The organism is Streptomyces corallincola (genome assembly GCF_019104725.1).
GTDB lineage: Bacteria > Actinomycetota > Actinomycetes > Streptomycetales > Streptomycetaceae > Streptomyces > Streptomyces corallincola.
Map to the genome: position 1 here is coordinate 79,193 of NZ_JAHRXF010000002.1, position 18,040 is coordinate 97,232.

Annotated in this window: 17 protein-coding genes; 13 read left to right on the forward strand and 4 right to left on the reverse strand. The window is 74.0% G+C overall.

The window, feature by feature from the left end; translation table 11 throughout:
* The first annotated feature begins 151 nt into the window (after positions 1-151).
* Entirely contained in the window at positions 152-895 is a 744-nt protein-coding gene (locus KUM39_RS01915) for a ferritin-like fold-containing protein (RefSeq protein ID WP_217783563.1), read from the forward strand.
* Positions 896-984: 89 nt separating this feature from the next.
* Here the strand turns inward: KUM39_RS01915 and KUM39_RS01920 are convergent, their stop codons facing one another.
* The 4 genes from KUM39_RS01920 to KUM39_RS01935 form a co-directional block, all read right to left on the reverse strand.
* Positions 985-1,260 carry a hypothetical protein gene (locus KUM39_RS01920; protein ID WP_217783564.1) on the reverse strand — a complete coding sequence of 92 codons (276 nt, stop codon included), beginning with the start codon at positions 1,258-1,260 and terminating at the stop codon, positions 985-987.
* Between the two features lie 207 nt (positions 1,261-1,467).
* A complete protein-coding gene (locus KUM39_RS01925) occupies positions 1,468-1,695 on the reverse strand; it encodes a DUF3107 domain-containing protein (protein WP_217783565.1) in 228 nt (75 codons plus the stop codon).
* A gap of 136 nt (positions 1,696-1,831) precedes the next feature.
* Complete coding sequence (locus KUM39_RS01930) at positions 1,832-2,473, reverse strand: TetR/AcrR family transcriptional regulator (protein ID WP_217783566.1); 642 nt, start codon at positions 2,471-2,473, stop codon at positions 1,832-1,834.
* A gap of 211 nt (positions 2,474-2,684) precedes the next feature.
* On the reverse strand, positions 2,685-2,921 hold the full coding sequence (locus KUM39_RS01935; RefSeq protein ID WP_217783567.1) for a hypothetical protein: 237 nt from the start codon (positions 2,919-2,921) through the stop codon (positions 2,685-2,687).
* Positions 2,922-3,128: 207 nt separating this feature from the next.
* Between KUM39_RS01935 and KUM39_RS01940 the strand changes: the two genes are divergently transcribed.
* The 12 genes from KUM39_RS01940 to moeZ all read left to right on the forward strand — a co-directional run bounded on the left by KUM39_RS01940 (position 3,129) and on the right by moeZ (position 18,032).
* Entirely contained in the window at positions 3,129-4,187 is a 1,059-nt protein-coding gene (locus KUM39_RS01940) for an alpha/beta fold hydrolase (RefSeq protein ID WP_217783568.1), read from the forward strand.
* Between the two features lie 8 nt (positions 4,188-4,195).
* Positions 4,196-5,473: a DUF3152 domain-containing protein gene (locus KUM39_RS01945; protein ID WP_217783569.1), complete on the forward strand. Its 1,278-nt coding sequence runs from the start codon at positions 4,196-4,198 to the stop codon at positions 5,471-5,473.
* A gap of 56 nt (positions 5,474-5,529) precedes the next feature.
* The gene (locus tag KUM39_RS28740; protein ID WP_372455691.1) at positions 5,530-5,619 is read left to right on the forward strand and encodes an Ms4533A family Cys-rich leader peptide; all 90 of its coding nucleotides are present in this window, start codon (positions 5,530-5,532) and stop codon (positions 5,617-5,619) included.
* Positions 5,620-5,806: 187 nt separating this feature from the next.
* Complete coding sequence (locus KUM39_RS01950; RefSeq protein WP_217783570.1) at positions 5,807-7,525, forward strand: ABC transporter substrate-binding protein; 1,719 nt, start codon at positions 5,807-5,809, stop codon at positions 7,523-7,525.
* Between the two features lie 4 nt (positions 7,526-7,529).
* Positions 7,530-8,609: an ABC transporter permease gene (locus tag KUM39_RS01955; RefSeq protein WP_217783571.1), complete on the forward strand. Its 1,080-nt coding sequence runs from the start codon at positions 7,530-7,532 to the stop codon at positions 8,607-8,609.
* Complete coding sequence (locus tag KUM39_RS01960; protein WP_217783572.1) at positions 8,606-9,604, forward strand: ABC transporter permease; 999 nt, start codon at positions 8,606-8,608, stop codon at positions 9,602-9,604. The genes KUM39_RS01955 and KUM39_RS01960 overlap by 4 nt, the downstream gene beginning before the upstream one ends.
* A complete protein-coding gene (locus tag KUM39_RS01965; RefSeq protein WP_217783573.1) occupies positions 9,601-11,193 on the forward strand; it encodes a dipeptide ABC transporter ATP-binding protein in 1,593 nt (530 codons plus the stop codon). Before KUM39_RS01960 ends, KUM39_RS01965 begins: the two co-directional genes overlap by 4 nt.
* Before the next feature lie 433 nt (positions 11,194-11,626).
* The gene (locus KUM39_RS01970) at positions 11,627-13,348 is read left to right on the forward strand and encodes a DUF3492 domain-containing protein (protein ID WP_246619437.1); all 1,722 of its coding nucleotides are present in this window, start codon (positions 11,627-11,629) and stop codon (positions 13,346-13,348) included.
* 101 nt (positions 13,349-13,449) lie between these two features.
* Entirely contained in the window at positions 13,450-14,841 is a 1,392-nt protein-coding gene (locus KUM39_RS01975; RefSeq protein ID WP_308288017.1) for a hypothetical protein, read from the forward strand.
* A gap of 240 nt (positions 14,842-15,081) precedes the next feature.
* Entirely contained in the window at positions 15,082-16,041 is a 960-nt protein-coding gene (locus KUM39_RS01980; protein WP_217783575.1) for an NAD-dependent epimerase/dehydratase family protein, read from the forward strand.
* Positions 16,029-16,790, forward strand: a complete 762-nt coding sequence (locus tag KUM39_RS01985) for a spherulation-specific family 4 protein (protein WP_217783576.1) — start codon at positions 16,029-16,031, stop codon at positions 16,788-16,790. Before KUM39_RS01980 ends, KUM39_RS01985 begins: the two co-directional genes overlap by 13 nt.
* 63 nt (positions 16,791-16,853) lie before the next feature.
* Positions 16,854-18,032: an adenylyltransferase/sulfurtransferase MoeZ gene (moeZ, locus tag KUM39_RS01990; protein ID WP_217783577.1), complete on the forward strand. Its 1,179-nt coding sequence runs from the start codon at positions 16,854-16,856 to the stop codon at positions 18,030-18,032.
* The last annotated feature ends 8 nt before the right edge of the window (positions 18,033-18,040 follow it).

The window sequence follows — 18,040 nt, forward strand, 5'->3', positions numbered from 1 at the left end:
ACACGTCGAACATCCTCGACGCACTCGGCAGGGCGCATTACCACCATACCCCGGATCGGCGCACATGCGTCGGCCCGTCCCGCCACGTAGTGGTCGTCACACTGCTCCGCCGTCGGCCCGGAGGGGACTCCCGGCCGACTATTGTGCGGCCATGACTAGCTCTGACAAGGCCCAGAACGCGCAGAACGAGGGTGCCCGCACCGGGGTGGCCGCCGGGGACTGGGCGAGCGCCGCCGCCGACCCGCAGTACCGCGCCGCCGTCGTGGACCTGCTCGGCGCGCTGGCGTACGGCGAGCTGGCGGCGTTCGAGCGGCTCGCGGAGGACGCCAAGCTGGCACCGACCCTCGCGGACAAGGCGGAGCTGGCCAAGATGGCGTCGGCGGAGTTCGGCCACTTCGAGCGGCTGCGCGACCGGCTCACCGAGATCGGTGAGGAGCCGACGGCCGCGATGGAGCCGTTCGTGGCCGCCTTGGACGGCTTCCACCGGCAGACCGCGCCGTCGGACTGGCTGGAGGGCCTGGTCAAGGCGTACGTCGGCGACTCGATCGCCAGCGACTTCTACCGGGAGGTCGCCGCCCGCCTGGACACCGACAGCCGGGAGCTGGTCCTCGCGGTGCTGGACGACACCGGGCACGCGGAGTTCGCGGTCGAGAAGGTGCGGGCCGCGATCGACGCCGACCCGCGGCTCGGCGGGCGGCTCGCGCTGTGGGCGCGGCGGCTGATGGGCGAGGCGCTGTCGCAGTCGCAGCGGGTCGTCGCGGACCGCGACGCGCTGTCCACGATGCTGGTCGGCGGGGTCGCGGACGGCTTCGACCTCGCGGAGGTCGGCCGGATGTTCACCCGGATCACCGAGGCGCACACCAAGCGGATGTCGGCGCTGGGCCTGGCCGCCTGACGGAGCCTCACGGACGGACGGCGGCCGGGAGCGCGGTGCACGCGCCCCCGGCCGCCGGGGTGGTACGGGGTCCGGTCACAGGTGTCCGGTCACGCGGGGTGCGCCGAGCGGCGGCGCACGGCGCGGACGGCCGGACGGAGCAGCAGGGAGAGGGAGGCGGCCGACACGGCCGCCGCGCCCAGCAGGCTCAGCGCCCCGCTGCCCGGACCGAGCGCGCTGTGCGTGACGAAGTCCCCGAAGAGGGCTCCCGCCACCCCGGTGGACAGGACCAGGGGCCGGGCGGGCAGTCTGCGTCCGAGACGGCGGGCCGACGCCCAGGCGAGAACCAGTCCGAGCAGAGCGGATCCGATGACTTCCAGGATCATGTCGGGGGGTCCTCCCACAGCCTGTCAGGTGGTTCGCGGTCGTAGCCCGTCCTACCCGTGACCTGCGGATTGCAATCATCGGCTGGGAAGGGGCCATGAGCCGTCCGGGTGGCTCCCCCACGCGTCCCGGACACCAAGTCGGAGAACGCGGAGGGGCCCGGCGGCCGTGTTTCCCACGGCTGCCGGGCCCCTCTTCGCGGGTGCGTCCTAGAGGGCGCCGAAGCCCACCTTGCGGACGGTCGGCTCACCGATCTCCACATAGGCCAGGCGGTCCGCCGGGACCAGGATCTTGCGGCCCTTCTCGTCCTGGAGGCTCAGCAGCGCCGACTTCCCGGCCAGCGCCTCCGCCACGACGCGCTCGACCTCCTCGACGCTCTGACCGCTCTCCAGAACGATCTCGCGGGGCGCGTGCTGCACGCCGATCTTGACCTCCACGGCTATGTCCCTCCGACGGTCGGTGAAGTGCGCGAACCTCCGCGCCGTACGCTGCACACATTAGCCCGGCAAGGGGACGATCACGGCGCCCGCCGGGAATGCCGACAGCGAACACGCGGTGCGTGCGGGGCGGCCGTCAGTGGTGTTCGGTGCCGTGCAGCGGGAATCCGGCGATGCCGCGCCAGGCGAGCCCGGCCAGCAGCTGCACCGCCTGGTCGCGGGGGACGCTGCGGTCGCTGTGCAGCCAGGCACGGGCCACCACCTGCGCGAGACCGCCGAGCCCGGAGGCCAGCAGCATCGACTCGGCGCCGGACAGGCCGGTGTCCTCCGCGATGACCTCGCAGATCGCCTCGGCGCAGTCGTTGGTGACCTTGTCCACCCGCTCGCGCACGGCCGGTTCGTTGGTCAGGTCCGACTCGAAGACCAGCCGGAAGGCGCCGCCGTCGTCCTCGACGTACGCGAAGTAGGCGTCCATCGTGGCGCGGACGCGCTGCTTGTTGTCCGTGGTGGACGCGAGCGCCGCGCGCACGGACTGGATCAGCGACTCGCAGTGCTGGTCGAGCAGCGCGAGGTAGAGGTCCAGCTTGCCGGGGAAGTGCTGGTACAGCACCGGCTTGCTGACTCCCGCGCGCTCCGCGATGTCGTCCATCGCGGCCGAGTGGTAGCCCTGCGCGACGAACACCTCCTGGGCGGCGCCCAGGAGTTGGTTCCGTCGGGCTCGGCGCGGCAGGCGGGTGCCGCGCGGGCGGGCCGCCTCAGTCTGCTCGATGGCGCTCACGCCGCCTCCCAATGTCGTCCACGTGCGGTGGTCGGCCGCGCGGCCATCGTACTTTTCGGTAACCGTGCTGTGCGCGGTGCGAGCGCAGAATTTCACGGACCGGACGGCGGCGGAAGCCGCGCGGGACCCCCGCCGGGCCCCGAAGAGGCGGCGCGGGGACAGCGCGGGGACGGCGGCGGGCGTCGCGCGGGGCGCGCGGCGGGGGCCGGGCTCAGCGGTAGTCGTCCTCGTCCAGCGTCACCGTACGGGCCTGCTCCACGAGGTCGCCCTCGCTGCCCCGGTCCGGATCCGCGCCGGTCAGCGGCTCGTCGCCGCGCGGGGCCAGATCGGTGTGCTGCTCGGCCGTGTCGTCCGCGGGGGCCTCGACGGCGAGGTCCGGCGCGTCGGCGCCGCCCGGATTGCCGAGGGCGTCCTCGACGGCGTCCGGCTCGGTGGGGTCCTGGATCATGACGGGCTCCCTTCCCGCGACGGAGTCCCGAGGGCGGCCCCGGTAGACGGGCGGGGCCACGAGTCCTCCTCCCGAGCGTAGGACCTGTTAGGCCCTTTCCGCCTGCTCGGCCCTTCCCGCCTGCCCGGCGGCGATGGCCGGACGGGCGGCCCGTGCTGTGACGGCCCCCACAGCGGGCGGGGCGTGATCGTCTCGTAACATTGGCGCATGTCTTCGACCGAATCGCCGTCCGTGGCCGCAGCGAGCGTCCTGCCGCGGGTGGCTCCCGTCCGGGTCGGCGAGGGCGAGCACCTGCGGTCGGTGAGCCTGCCGGGCAGCACCCTGACGGTCCGTTCGCGCCCCCCGGTCCGTTCCGGTCTGCCGCCCGCGCTGTACGTCCACGGGCTCGGCGGCTCCTCGCAGAACTGGTCCTCCCTGATGCGCGAGCTGGAGGACGTGGTGGACGGCGAGGCGCTGGACCTGCCCGGCTTCGGCGACTCCCCGCCCCCGGACGACGGCGACTACTCCGTCACCGGGCACGCCCGCGCGGTCATCCGGTACCTGGACGCCTCCGGGCGCGGTCCGGTCCACCTCGTCGCCAATTCGCTCGGCGGCGCCGTCTCCACCCGGGTCGCCGCCGTCCGCCCCGACCTGGTGCGCACCCTCACCCTCGTCTCGCCCGCGCTGCCCGAACTCCGGGTGCAGCGGACCGCGCTGCCCACCGGGCTGCTCGGGGTGCCGGGGGTGGCGGCGCTGCTCGCCAGGTTCACCCGTGAGTGGACGGCCGAGCAGCGCGTCCGGGGGGTGATGGGCCTCTGCTACGGCGATCCCGGCCGCGTCTCCCCGGAGGCGTTCGGCCTGGCGGTGGAGGAACTGGAGCGGCGGCTCAGGCTGCCGTACTTCTGGGACGCGATGGCACGCTCCGCGCGCGGGGTGGTGGACGCCTACACGCTCGGCGGGCAGCACGGGCTCTGGCGGCAGGCCGAGCGGGTGCTCGCGCCGACGCTGCTGATCTACGGCGGCCGGGACCAGCTCGTGTCGTACCGCATGGCCCGCCGGGCGGCCCGCGCCTTCCGGGACTCGCGGCTGCTCAGCCTGCCGGACGCGGGGCATGTGGCGATGATGGAGTACCCCGGCATCGTGGCCGGTGCGGTGCGTGAACTCCTCGCGGACGCGGGCGAGTTCAGCGGTTCGGACGCTTTCCGGGGGGCCGGGGGAGGCGCACGTGCCGGTGCGGGCGGTACGGTCGGGGGCGACGACGGTGAGGCCACGGGTTCGGGGAGCTGAGGGCACAGGTGGGACGCCACAGCCGCCGCGGACCGGCGCCGAAGGCGGAGTCCGCGGAACGCGGCGCGGAGCAGCAGAGGGAGGCGTCCGCACCGGGCGCCGCCTCCGGGACCCGGCCGCCACTACTGCCGGGACAGCGGCGCGCACCGGCATCCGGTTCCGGTTCCGGCGGCACCGGGGCGCGGGTGCGGGGTGGACACCCCGAGCAGCGTGAACCTGGCGGCGGCTGGGGCGAGTTGGGTGCCGCATCGGGGGTGCGCGAGATCGCGCCGCCCCGGCCCCGGGGCCCCCGCGAGCAGCGGCCCGGCCGTCGCTCCGAGGGCGGACCGCGCCCGGAGTATCTGGAGGCGTTCGGCGACGCGGCCGACGTCCTCACGCCCCGCTCCTCCGGGGGCGCGGGCGTCGGGACGCCCGCCCGCGCCGGGGGCGGTGACCGGCTGCCTCCCGATGTGGCCGGTGCTTCCGGTGCCGGTGCCGGGCCCGCGCCGCGTTCCGGTGGCAAGGGGCGTGCCTTCACCGGTGTGGCCGCTGCGGCCGTCACCACCGTGCTGGCGATCGTGGTGGCCGGGCAGGTCGCGGACGGCGACCAGGGCGGGCAGGCCGTGGCGCGGTCGGCCGCCGACGGGGTGGACGGCGGCGCGACCGGCGGACCGACGGCGCCCTCGGTGGTGCCGAGCGCGGCACCGCTGACGTACACGCAGAAGATGAGCCGGACGTATCCGCTGAGCGCCGAGCTCAAGGGGTCCGGGAAGTTCGACGCCGTGCCCGGCCTGGACAAGGCGCCGGGCCGGGGACATCTCTACCGCTACCGGGTGGATGTCGAGCGCGGACTCGGCCTGGACGGGGCGCTGTTCGCGGAGGCCGTGCAGCAGACGCTCAACGACGACCGGAGCTGGGCGCACGACGGGGCGAAGACCTTCGAGCGGATCTCCACCGGCCGGCCCGACTTCGTGATCACCCTGGCCAGCCCCGGCACGACCGCCGAGTGGTGTGCCAAGTCCGGCCTGGACACCACCGAGGACAACGTCTCCTGCGACTCCGCGTCCACCGAGCGCGTGATGATCAACGCCTACCGGTGGGCGCAGGGCAGCACGACATACGGGGACAAAATCTATCCATACCGGCAAATGCTGATCAATCACGAAGTCGGGCACCGGCTCGGACACAACCATGTGAGCTGTCAGAAGGACGGCCAGCTCGCCCCGGTGATGCAGCAGCAGACGAAGTTCCTCGACCACGACGGAATCCACTGCCTGCCCAATCCCTGGCCGTATCCCAGGAGTTGACCGGGACCGCTCGGGTCACATTGACATGAGTCATATGTTCGTTCATATTTCTCGGCATGTGGTCCCGTCCCGCCGAATCGAACAGCGCCGCCATCGAGCTGGCGCTCATCGGCGTTACCGCGCTCTGCGTGGCCGACATCCTCTGACACCCTCCCCGCCGCCTCGGCGTTCGGTGTCGTGACCGCATTTCCCTCCCGCGCCGGTGACCCCGTCCCGCGCTTCTCGACGACCTGACGCCGAGGCATCCGTGTGTCCTCAGATGTCTCATCCCTCGTCCCACCGTCTCACTCTTCGAGATTTTCTCGATCGGTTTCCCGAGAGGTCGTCAATCCGATGCGTCAACCGTCCCTCACAACGCGCCGCGTGGCAGCGGCAACCGTCGGCCTGGTCGTGGCTGCGGGCGCCGCCGCCTGCGGTCCGAAGGACAGCGATGCCAAGGCCTCCGGAGGCGACGCCGCGCCGCACCGGGGCGGCACCCTCACGGTCCTGAACGCCAATCCCCAGTCCGACTTCGACCCGGCGCGGCTCTACACCTCCGGCGGCGGCAACGTGCCCTCGCTGGTGTTCCGCACGCTGACCACCCGCAACCGCGCGAACGGCGCGGCCGGTGCCAAGGTCGTCCCCGACCTCGCCACCGACACCGGGCGCCCCAGCAAGGACGCCACCGTGTGGACGTACACCCTGAAGAAGGGGCTGAAGTTCGAGGACGGCACCCCGATCACCAGCGCGGACATCAAGTACGGCATCGAGCGGTCGTTCGCGCCCGAGCTGTCCGGCGGCGCCCCCTACCTGCGGGACTGGCTGACCGGCGCGGCCGACTACCAGGGGCCGTACAAGGACAAGAAGGGGCTGTCGGCGATCGGGACGCCCGACGCGCGGACCCTCGTGTTCCACCTGAACAAGCCCGAGGGCGAGTTCCCCTACCTGGCCACGCAGACGCAGTTCGCGCCCGTGCCGAAGGCCAAGGACGACGGCACCAAGTACGAGGAGCACCCGGTCTCCTCGGGCCCGTACAAGGTGGTCAGCAACCAGAACGACGGCGAGCGGATCATCCTCGCCCGCAACCCCCACTGGTCGGCGGCCACCGACACGCAGCGCAAGGCGTACCCGGACAGGATCGACGTCCGCTCGGGCCTCGACTCCTCGGTGATCAACCAGCGGCTCTCCGCGTCCCAAGGGGCGGACGCCGCGTCCGTCACCACGGACACCAACCTCGGCCCGGCCGAACTCGCCCGCGTCACCGGTGACAAGAACCTCGCCTCCCGCGTCGGCACCGGCCACTTCGGCTACACCGACTACATCGCCTTCAACCCGAAGGTGAAGCCGTTCGACAACCCGAAGGTCCGCGAGGCCATCGCCTACGCCGTGGACCGCTCCTCGGTCGTCAACGCGGCCGGTGGCTCCGCGCTCGCCGAGCCCGCCACCACCTTCCTGCCCGACCAGAAGTCCTTCGGCCACACGCCGTACGACCCGTTCCCGGCGGGCACGTCGGGCGATCCGGCGAAGGCGAAGGCGCTGCTGGCGCGGGCCGGTTACAAGAACGGGCTCACCGTCACGCTGACCCACTCCAACAGCAAGGACTTCGAGACCAGCCCCGAGATCGCCACCGCGATCCAGGACGCGCTGAAGAAGGCCGGTATCACCGTCAGGCTCCAGGGCCTGGAGTCCAACGACTACTCGGACACGACGCAGAGCGTGAAGTCCGAGCCCGGCTTCTTCCTCGCCCACTGGGGTGCCGACTGGCCGTCCGGCGGCCCGTTCCTCGCCCCGATCTTCGACGGCCGCCAGATCGTCAAGGACGGCGCGAACTTCAACTCCGCGCAGCTGAACGACCCGTCCGTCAACGACGAGATCGACGCCATCAACAAGCTGACCGACCTCAAGGCCGCCGCCGCCCGCTGGGGCGCGCTGGACAAGAAGATCGGCGAGCAGGCGCTCACCGTCCCGCTGTTCCACCCGGTCTACAAGCGGCTGTACGGCAAGGACATACGCAACGTCGTCATCAGCGACTGGACCGGCGTCCTCGACATCTCCCAGGTCGCGGTGAAGTGACCCCGTGAGCGAGGCAATCCTCGCCGCCGAGGTCCCCGGCACGGACACCACCGTGCCGGGGACCTCGGGGGCCCGTCAGTTCTGGCGGCGGCTGCGCACCCAGCGCGCCGCCCTGGTCGCCGCGGCCGTCGTCGCGCTGCTCGTCCTGGTCGCGCTCGCCGCGCCGCTGCTCACCGCGCTGGAGGGCCAGGACCCCACCACCTACCACCCCTCGCTGATCGACTCCGCGCGCGGCGGGGTACCGATCGGCACCCTCGGCGGGATCAGCGGCGAGCACTGGCTCGGCGTCGAACCGCAGACCGGCCGTGACCTGTTCGCCCGGCTCGTTTACGGCGCCCGCGTCTCGCTCGGCGTCGCGCTCGCCGCCACCGTCATCCAGGTCGCCCTCGGGGTCACGGTCGGCGTGGCCGCCGCCCTCGGCAACCGGTGGGTGGACCAGATCCTCAGCCGGGTCACCGAGATCATCGTCGCCCTGCCGCTGATGATCATGGCGCTCGCACTGCTGGCGATCGTCCCGCCGGGCTTCCCCCGCCCGGTCCTGGTCAGCCTGGTCATCGGCCTGGTCGCCTGGGGCGGCATCGCCAAGATCACCCGCGCCCACGCGCTCGGCCTGAAGAACCTCGACTACGTCTCGGCGGCCCGGCTCAGCGGCTGGAGCGGGTTCCACATCGCCCGCCGCGAACTCCTGCCCGGCCTCGCCGCGCCCGTGATCACCTACGCGGCGCTCGCGGCCCCCGTCAACATCGCCATCGAGGCCGCGCTGTCCTTCCTCGGCGTCGGCATCAAACCGCCCACGCCCTCCTGGGGACAGATGCTCAGCTCCGCCGACGTCTGGTACCAGGCCGCGCCGCAGTACCTGCTGCTGCCGTCCGGTGCCCTGTTCGTCACCGTCCTCGCCCTCACCCTCCTCGGGGACGGCGTCCGCACCGCCCTCGACCCGCGCGCCGCATCCCGGCTCCGGGTGGGCACGGGACGCAGGGCGGAACGCGCCGCGGACCGGGCCGACGGCGCCTCCGGCGACCGTACCGCGGCTTCCGGGGCCCGCACCGGCGCGTCCGGCGACCGCGAGGAGGCCGGAGCATGAGCGGCTTCGGCGGATTCCTGCTGCGCAGGACCCTGGGCACGGTCGTCACCCTGCTCGCCATCTCGGTCCTGGTCTACGTCGTCTTCTACGCCACCCCCGGCAACGTCGCCCAGATCAGCTGCGGCCCGCGCTGCTCACCCGCCCAGGTGCACCAGGTGGCCGAGCAACTGCGCCTCGGCGACCCGCTGTACCTGCGCTACTGGCACTTCCTCGAAGGCATCGTCGCCGGTCAGGACCTGTCCACCGGCACCTCGGTCGCGCACTGCTCCGCACCCTGCCTCGGGGTGTCGTACCAGGACGACCAGCAGGTCACGGGCATCATCCTCACCAAGCTCCCGGTCAGCCTCTCGCTGGTGGCCGGTGCGATGGTCCTGTGGCTCGTCATCGGCGTCGGCACCGGCGTGCTCTCCGCCTGGCGGCGCGGCCGGTTCACCGAGCGCGTGCTGACCGGGCTGACCCTGGCGGGCTGGGCGACCCCGGTGTTCGTCCTCGGACTCGTCCTGATGATCGTCGTCTGCGGGCAGCTCCAGCTGCTGCCGTTCCCGCAGTACGTCGGCTTCGGTGAGGACCCCGAGCAGTGGGCGTGGAACCTGCTGCTGCCCTGGCTGTCGTTCGCGCTGGTCGAGGCGGCGCCGTTCGCCCGGCTGACCCGCGCCGCGATGCTGGAGACCCTCGCGGAGGACCACATCCGCACCTTCCGCGCCTACGGGGTGAGCGAGCGGACCATCGTCGTACGGCACGCCCTGCGCGGGGCGCTCGCGCCGGTCATCGCGCTGAACGCCAACAACGTCGGCTCGGCCATCGGCGGCGCGGTCCTCATGGAGTCGCTGTTCGGGCTGCCCGGCATCGGACAGGAACTGGTGCACGCGGTCAAGGTCGTCGATCTGCCCGTGGTCACCGGCATGGTCCTGGTCATCGGCTTCTTCGTGGTCATCGCCAACGCCCTCGCGGACGTGCTGTTCGCGGTGGCCGACCGACGGGTGGTACTCGCATGAGCCTCGTGGACGTCAGCGGTCTGACCGTCGAGTTCGGTGCCCTGCGCGCCGTGGACGGGCTCTCCTTCACCCTGGAGAAGGGCGCCGCCCTCGCCCTCGTCGGCGAGTCCGGCTCCGGCAAGTCCACCGTCGCGGGCGCGCTGCTCGGGCTGCACCGGGGCACCGGCGCACGGGTCGGCGGCACGGTCCGGGTGGCCGGTACCGACGTCGGCGCCGCCTCCGAACAGGAACTGCGGCGGCTGCGCGGTGCCGGGGCGGCGATGGTCTTCCAGGACCCGCTGTCCTCCCTCGACCCGTACTACGCGGTCGGGGACCAGATCGCGGAGGTGCTGCGGGTGCACGGCCGGATCTCCCGGCGCGCCGCCCGCGCCCGCGCCGTCGAGGTGCTGGACCGGGTCGGCATCCCGGACGCCGCCCGGCGTGCCCGGTCCCGCCCGCACGAGTTCAGCGGCGGCATGCGGCAGCGCGCCCTCATCGCCATGTCGCTCGCCTGCTCGCCCGACCTGCTCATCGCGGACGAGCCCACCACCGCGCTCGACGTCACCGTCCAGGCCCAGATCCTCGACCTGCTGCACACCCTGCGCGAGGAGACCGGCATGGGCCTCCTCCTCGTCACCCACGACGTGGGCGTGGCCGCCGAGAGCGTGGACGAGGTGCTGGTCATGCGGCACGGACGGCAGGTCGAGCACGGCCCGGTCGCGGACGTGCTCGGCAGACCCGCGCACGCCTACACCCGCGCCCTGCTCGACGCCGTCCCGCGGCTGGACGCCCGCCGGGACACCTCGGTCGCGGGCGACGAGGTCGTCCTGGAGGCGACCGGACTGCGCCGCCGGTTCGGGCGCGGCAGGCGGGCGTTCGACGCCGTGGACGACATCTCGCTGACCGTCCGCCGGGGCGAGACCCTCGGAGTGGTCGGGGAGAGCGGCAGCGGCAAGACCACCCTCGGCCGGATGCTGGTCGGACTGCTGGAGCCGACCTCGGGCACCGTCCGCCACGACGGGCGGACCCGCACCGGGACCGACCCGAGCGTGCAGATGGTGTTCCAGGACCCGGTCTCCTCCCTCAACCCCCGCCGCAGCGTGGGCGAATCGGTCGCGGACCCGCTCCGGGCGCGCGGCGAGAAGGACGAGCGGGCGGTCCGCGAGCGGGTGACCGGGCTGCTGGAACGCGTCGGCCTGGAAGCCGCCCACTACGACCGCTACCCGCACGAGTTCAGCGGGGGCCAGCGCCAGCGCGTCGGCATCGCCCGCGCGCTCGCCGCCGAACCCCGTGTCATCGTCTGCGACGAGCCGGTCTCCGCGCTCGACGTCACCACCCAGGCCCAGGTCATCGACCTGCTCGGGGAACTCCAGCGGGAACTGGGCCTCGCCCTGGTCTTCATCGCCCACGACCTCGCCGTGGTCCGCCAGGTCAGCGACCGGGTGCTGGTCATGCGGCGGGGACGCGCGGTGGAGTCCGGGCCCGCCGACCGGATCTACGAGCAGCCGCAGGACCCGTACACCCGCCAACTCCTCGCCGCCGTACCGGCGTTGGACCCGGCCCTGGCCGCCGAACGGCGGGCGGCGCGGCGGGAACCCGCAGTGGCGTGAGGGTCCGGGAACGGATCACCGAGGCCCGGGAGCGGGGAGTCACGCACGCCGTGGCTCCCCCATCCATGCCGCTGACCCTCTAGGGCCTGTCTTCACACTCTCCTCTGCCCCGCGACGCCCGGCACGCCCTCTCGCCGCACCGGCCGCGATCCCGAGTACGCCCAGTACGAGGGATCACGGCCGGCACGCCGAGAGCACGCACCGGACGCCGCGGGGCCGTCCTCCGGACGACGAGGAGAGTGTGAAGACAGGCCCTAGCGCGTCGAAACGCGCGCCGCGCGGGAAAGTTACGCCCGTTCACCCCTTCCGGTGGCGCGACGGACAACCGTCCGTCGCGCCACCGGCTTGTCCGCATACGTTCGTCCCGCTGCGAGCCGCCGACCAACGGCGGCCCCATTCACGGGAGATCGGGGGTGCACAGGTGCGCGTGGGGATGCTTACGGAGGGTGGTTACCCGTATGTGGGCGGTGACGCCGGACCGTGGTGCGACCGGCTCGTGCGCGGGCTCGCACCACACGAGTTCGACCTCTACGCGCTCAGCCGCAGCCGCCATCAGGAAGAGGCGGGGCGCCTTCCGCTCCCCGCCCATGTCCGCCGGGTGCGCACCGCGCCGCTGTGGACGGCCGAGGGCGACGGGGTCGTGTACGGACGGCGCGCGCGCCGTCGCTTCACCGAGCACTACGGCGAACTGGTGGCCGTCGTCTGCGCCGACGCGGGCGCCGAGGCGGGCGCCGGGCGTCCCGAGGACTTCGCCGCCCTTCTGGCGGACCGTTTCGCCAACGCCCTCCACGGGCTCGCGGACCTCGCCCGTGACGAGGGCGGACTGGTCGGCGCGCTCCGCTCCGACACCGCGCTGCGCCTCCTGGAGCGGGCCTGCCGGGCGCCGGGGGCGCTGCGGGCGGCGCGCGAGGCACGCGTCCCCGATCTGCTGACGGTCACCGCGCACCTCGAAGGCGCCCTGCGCCCCCTCTCCCTCGACTGGTACGGCGACGACGACCTCGGCAGCGCCGATCTCTGCCACGCCACGGCGGGCGGCCCGGCCGCGCTGCCCGGCCTGCTCGCCCGGCACTTCGCGGACGTACCGCTCCTCGTCACCGAGTACGGCGTCCCGCTGCGCTCGCACTACCTCGCGCTCGGCCCCGGCACCGCGGCCCCCTCGGTCCGCGCCCTGCTCGCCGCGTTCCACGGGCGCCTCGCCGCCGAGGTCTACCGGCGCGCCGCCCTCCTCACGCCCGGCAACGCGCACGCCCGCCGCTGGCAGGAGCGGTGCGGTGCCGAACGCGCCCGCATCCGCACCGTGCACCCCGGCATGGACGCCGCCCGGTTCGCGGAGGCGGGGGAGGGGCCCGACCGGTCCGACCCCGACACACTGGTCTGGGTCGGCCGGGTGGAGCCCGCCAAGGACCTCGTCTCGCTGCTGCACGCCTTCGCGGAGGTACGGCGCGAGGTGCCCGCCGCCCGGCTGCGGATCGTCGGCGGCGCGGACGGTCCCGACGGCGCCGCCTATCTCGGGCACTGCCGCGCGCTGGCCGCCCAGTTGTTCCCCGACGAGGCCGACGGGGTGCACTCGGTCGGGGACAACCCCGTCTCCTTCGAGGAGATCGGCGGTCCCGAGGCGCCCACGGCCGCCGACGTGTACGCCTCAGGCGCGCTCGTCGTGCTCTCCAGCGTGGTCGAGGGCTTCCCGGTCACGCTGGCCGAGGCGATGTTCTGCGCACGGGCCACCGTCTCCACCGACGCCGGTGCGGTGGTCGAGGTCATCGGCGGCACCGGGCTCGTGGTGCCGCCGCGCAATCCCCGCGCGCTCGCGGAGGCGTGCGTGGCGCTGCTGCGCGACCCCGAGCGCCGTGCGCGCCTCGGTGCCGCCGCGCGCGCCCGCGCCCTCGAACTCTTCACCGTCGAGCAGAACATCACGGCGTTTCACGGCCTCTACCTGGAGGTCGTCTCCCGCAGCCCCGTCCGCCGGGTCCTCCTCGACGACTCCGGCGAACCCCTCCCCTTCGCCGCCCCCGCCGAGGCGCACGTCCCCGTCCGCTGGCACGGCCCGACCGCACGCGTCCTCACCCGGCGCGCGCCGGGCTGGGCGGCCGGAGGACCGGTCAGCGCGACGGGCGTCGCGGCGAGCGCGGCCGGTGTGCCGGAGGGGGCGCGATGAGGGGGGCGGGGGAGCCGGGTGGGAGTGCTCCGGGTGCGGAGCGGGACGTCGCCGGTGCCGAAGGTGCTCTACCGGTCGGCGGGGTACGGGGTGAGGTACCGGTGCTCGGCCTCGCGTCGCTCGACGGCGCGCGGGGTGCCGCTTCCGACTCGGGCCGGGTGGACCCCGTACGGCCCGCCGGTGCGCGGGGCGACGGCCCGCCCGCGCCGGACGCCGAGCCGCTCACCGGTGCCCGCACCGGCCCGCCCGCCGCGCCCGGTGACGTACCGCCCACCCGCTCCGCGCCCGGCGCGCGTGCCGACGGGTCCGCTCCGGCGCACTCGGCGCCCCCCGCACGCCCCCCGGCGGACCCCGGCACCGACACCCCGGCCCGCCCCCGGAGACCCGCACCCCGCCGGGGTGCCGCCGACCCCGTGAAGGCGTTGCTGCACCGGCACCGGGAGCTGTGCGAACGGGCGGTGGACCCGTTGGAGATCGCGGCGGGGCTGGAGGCGCACGGGGTCACCGACCGGACCGCGGCGCGGTTCCGGCACCGGGACGTGTTCTCGCTGGCCGAGGAGTTGTACGCGCGGGTGCCCCGGGACGGCGCGGCGCCCGCCGGGTTCGGACCGGCGCCCGCGCCCCGCGTGCGCGCCGGGCGCGTGCTGCTCGCCGCGCTGCCCGGTGCGGTGGGCGCCGCCGCCGTGGCCGGGCTGCGGCTCACCGAGGGCCGCCCGCGCGCGCTGGTCGCGCTCGCCGCCGTCCTCGCGCTGGGGCTCGCCGTCCGCGCGGTGCTGCGGCACGGTCCGCTCGCCGCCGCGCCCGGCGGCGCCCCGTGGCGCACCGCGTCCGCCACGCGGGTGTGGACGGTCTGGCTGCTCGGGTACGCCCTGCTCGGCGACGGGTTCGTCCGCGTCGTCACCGGGGGCGGGCCCGACGCCCTGCCCACCGGCGCGCCGGACGCGCCCTGGGCCACCGCGACCGCGCCCGTGCTCGCCCTCGCGCTGTCCTGCGTCCCCGCCGCCCTCGCCGCGCACCTGCTGGCCGCCGGTGCCCGGCGCAGGCTCGCGGGGAGCCGGGGGCTCGGGGACTTCACGTCCGCCGCACGCCCGCTGCTGCTCGGTACGGTCGCGGTGTACGTCGCCGCCCTCGCCGGTCTGCTCGCGCTCTGCGGTGCCGTACTGGGGGAGTCCCCCGCCTACCCGCAGGCGCTCACGCTCGGCACGTCGCTGCTGCTCGGCCGGCTGCTGGTGACCCACGGCCATCGGTACGCCCCCGCCGTCGTGCTCGGGGTGATGGCGGGCGGCGAGGTGCTGGCGCCCGCGCTGCTGCTTGCCGGGCGGCTGCCCGGTTGCGCGTTCCTGGCCGCGCCCGTGGAGGCGCTGACCAGCGCGTGGGGGGCGGGGGCGGTGCCGGTTCTCGCCTGTGCGGGGGGCGCCGTCGCTCTCCTCGCGCACGCTCTGCGGACCCTGACCCGCGCGTCGGCGTACGCACGCGGCGGGGCGGACGGATGACGCCCGTGCGTACCTCTTCCTCCGCCCCCGCCGCCCCTCACCGTCCCGTCCCCGGGGGGCTCCGCCCCCTCGCCTCCCGCCCCGGCCCTTCGGGCCCCGTCCTCGAACGCCGGACGGGCCGGACGCGGCGGGGCGGGGCGGATGGGGACGTACTCAACCCCTCGAAGGACTCGAAGGAGAAGCACAGATGACCACCTCCCGACACGGGGCGTCCGCGGCGCACACACCGGGAGCCGCGCGATGAGGGTTCTGCTGATCGGAGCCAACGGGTATCTCGGCCGCTTCGTCGCCGACCGGCTGCTCGCCGACCCGGCGGTCCAGCTCACCGCGCTCGGCCGCGGCGACGACGCCGACGTCCGCTTCGACCTGGCCACCGGCAGCCCGGGCGCGCTCACCCGCTTCCTGGACGCGGTGCACCCCGGCGTCGTGGTGAACTGCGCGGGCGCCACCCGCGGCGGCGCCCGTGACCTCGTACGGCACAACACCGTGGCCGTGGCCACCGTCTGCGAGGCGCTGCGGCGCAGCGGGTGCGGGGCGCGGCTGGTGCAGCTGGGCTGCGGCTCGGAGTACGGGCCGAGCCAGCCGGGCTCGTCCACCGCCGAGGACGCCGTACCGCGCCCCGGCGGGCCGTACGGCGTGAGCAAGCTCGCCGCGACCGAGCTGGTGCTCGGCTCCGGGCTGGACGCGGTGGTGCTGCGGGTGTTCTCCCCGGCCGGGCCCGGCACCCCGGCGGGCTCCCCGCTGGGGCGGCTCGCGGAGGCGATGCGCCGGGCGATGCAGGCGGGGGACGGCGAGCTGAAGCTCGGCGGCCTCGGTGTCCAGCGGGACTTCGTGGACGTACGGGACGTGGCGCGCGCGGTGCACGCGGCCTCGCTCTCCGCCGCGCAGGGCGTCATCAACATCGGCTCCGGACGCGCGGTCCGGCTGCGGGACGCCGCCGGGGTGCTCGCGCGGGTCGCGGGGTACGGCGGCTCGCTGCACGAACTCGACGCCCCGCCCGGCCCGCTGCGCGCCACCATCGGGCACCCCCGCTCCGACCCCGACCACGCGGCCCCGGTGGCGTACCCCTACCCGGACGGCTGCGGCAGCTGGCAGCAGGCGGACGTGCGGACCGCGCGCGACCGGCTCGGCTGGCGGCCCCGGATCAACCTGGAGGAGTCGCTCGCGGACATCTGGATGGAGGCGGCATGCCGCATCTGACCGGCACCGCGAGCACCGGTACCGGACTGCGCACCGGCCTCGGCGTCCCCGGCTACGCCCATCCGCTGGTCGCCCCGGCCCAGTGGGAGCGGCTCGCCCGGCCCGGCACCCCGCTGGACTGGGTCGTGCTGAACGTGGCGAACGGGCCCGGCACCCGGCCCGACCCACACTGCCTGGAGGCGGCCGGGCGGCTGCGCAACGCGGGGGTGCGGGTGCTCGGGCACCTCGACCTGGCGTACGGCGCCCGGTCGTTCGGGGACCTGCTCACCGACGCGCACCGGCACCTCGACTGGTACCGCGCGGACGGCTTCTTCCTGGACCGGTGCCCGTCCGGCCGCGAGGGTCTGCCCGGGGTGCGGCGCGCGGCGGGCACCCTGCGCCGGATCAGCGACGACCCGCACCTCGTGTTCGGGCACGGCACCCATCCGCATCCGGCGTACGCGGAGCACGCCGACCAGCTGGTGACGTTCGCCGGATCGTGGATCGACTACCGCTTCTCGCAGGTCGCGGAGTGGACGGCGGACTATCCGCCGGACCGGTTCTGCCACTTCGTGCACGGGATGCCGCGCGGGCATCTGGAGGAGGCGCTGCGCATCGCCCGCTGGCAGGGGGCGGCGACGATCTACTTCACCGACCGCACCGACGGCGGCGGCCGGGACACCCGCGGGGCGCCCGGCGACCCCTGGGAGGCCATGCCCGGCTACTGGGACGACATCGTCTCGCGGCTCGGGACGGGTGTCTCGGAATGACGGGGCGCGTGGCAGTGTTACGAGGAGAACCACTGTTGTGATCGACCGATCAACGGAGCCCCCGTGTCGTTGCCACCCCTGGTCGAGCCCGCTGCCGAGCTCACCGTAGACGAGGTCCGCCGGTACTCCCGCCACCTGATCATCCCGGACGTCGGGATGGACGGGCAGAAGCGGCTGAAGAACGCCAAGGTGCTCTGTGTCGGCGCCGGCGGCCTCGGTTCTCCGGCGCTGATGTACCTGGCCGCCGCGGGCGTGGGCACCCTGGGCATCGTGGAGTTCGACGAGGTGGACGAGTCGAACCTCCAGCGCCAGATCATCCACGGCCAGGCGGACATCGGCCGCTCCAAGGCGGAGTCCGCCCGCGACTCCGTCAAGGGCATCAACCCGTACGTGGACGTCGTCCTGCACGAGGAGCGGCTGGAAGCCGACAACGTGATGGACATCTTCGCCCCGTACGACCTGATCGTGGACGGCACCGACAACTTCGCCACCCGGTATCTGGTCAACGACGCGTGCGTGCTGCTGGACAAGCCGTACGTCTGGGGTTCCATCTACCGCTTCGACGGCCAGGCGTCCGTGTTCTGGTCCGAGCACGGCCCCTGCTACCGCTGCCTCTACCCGGAGCCCCCGCCCCCCGGCATGGTCCCCTCCTGCGCCGAGGGCGGTGTGCTGGGCGTGCTCTGCGCGTCCGTCGGCTCCATCCAGGTCAACGAGGCCATCAAGCTCATCGCCGGTATCGGTGAGCCGCTGGTCGGCCGCCTGATGATCTACGACGCCCTGGAGATGCAGTACCGCCAGGTCAAGGTCCGCAAGGACCCCGACTGCGCGGTCTGCGGGGAGAACCCCACGGTCACCGAGCTGATCGACTACGAGGCGTTCTGCGGCGTCGTCTCCGAGGAGGCCCAGGCGGCGGCGGCCGACTCCACGATCACGCCCAAGCAGCTCAAGGCGTGGATCGACGAGAACGAGAACATCGAGATCATCGACGTCCGCGAGCCGAACGAGTACGAGATCGTCTCCATCCCCGGCGCCAGGCTGATCCCGAAGAACGAGTTCCTGATGGGCACCGCCCTCGAAGGGCTCCCGCACGACAAGAAGATCGTCCTCCACTGCAAGACCGGCGTCCGCAGCGCCGAGGTCCTCGCGGTCCTCAAGTCCGCGGGCTTCGCCGACGCCGTCCACGTCGGCGGCGGCGTCATCGGCTGGGTCAACCAGATCGAACCCGACAAGCCGGTGTACTGACCGGCCGC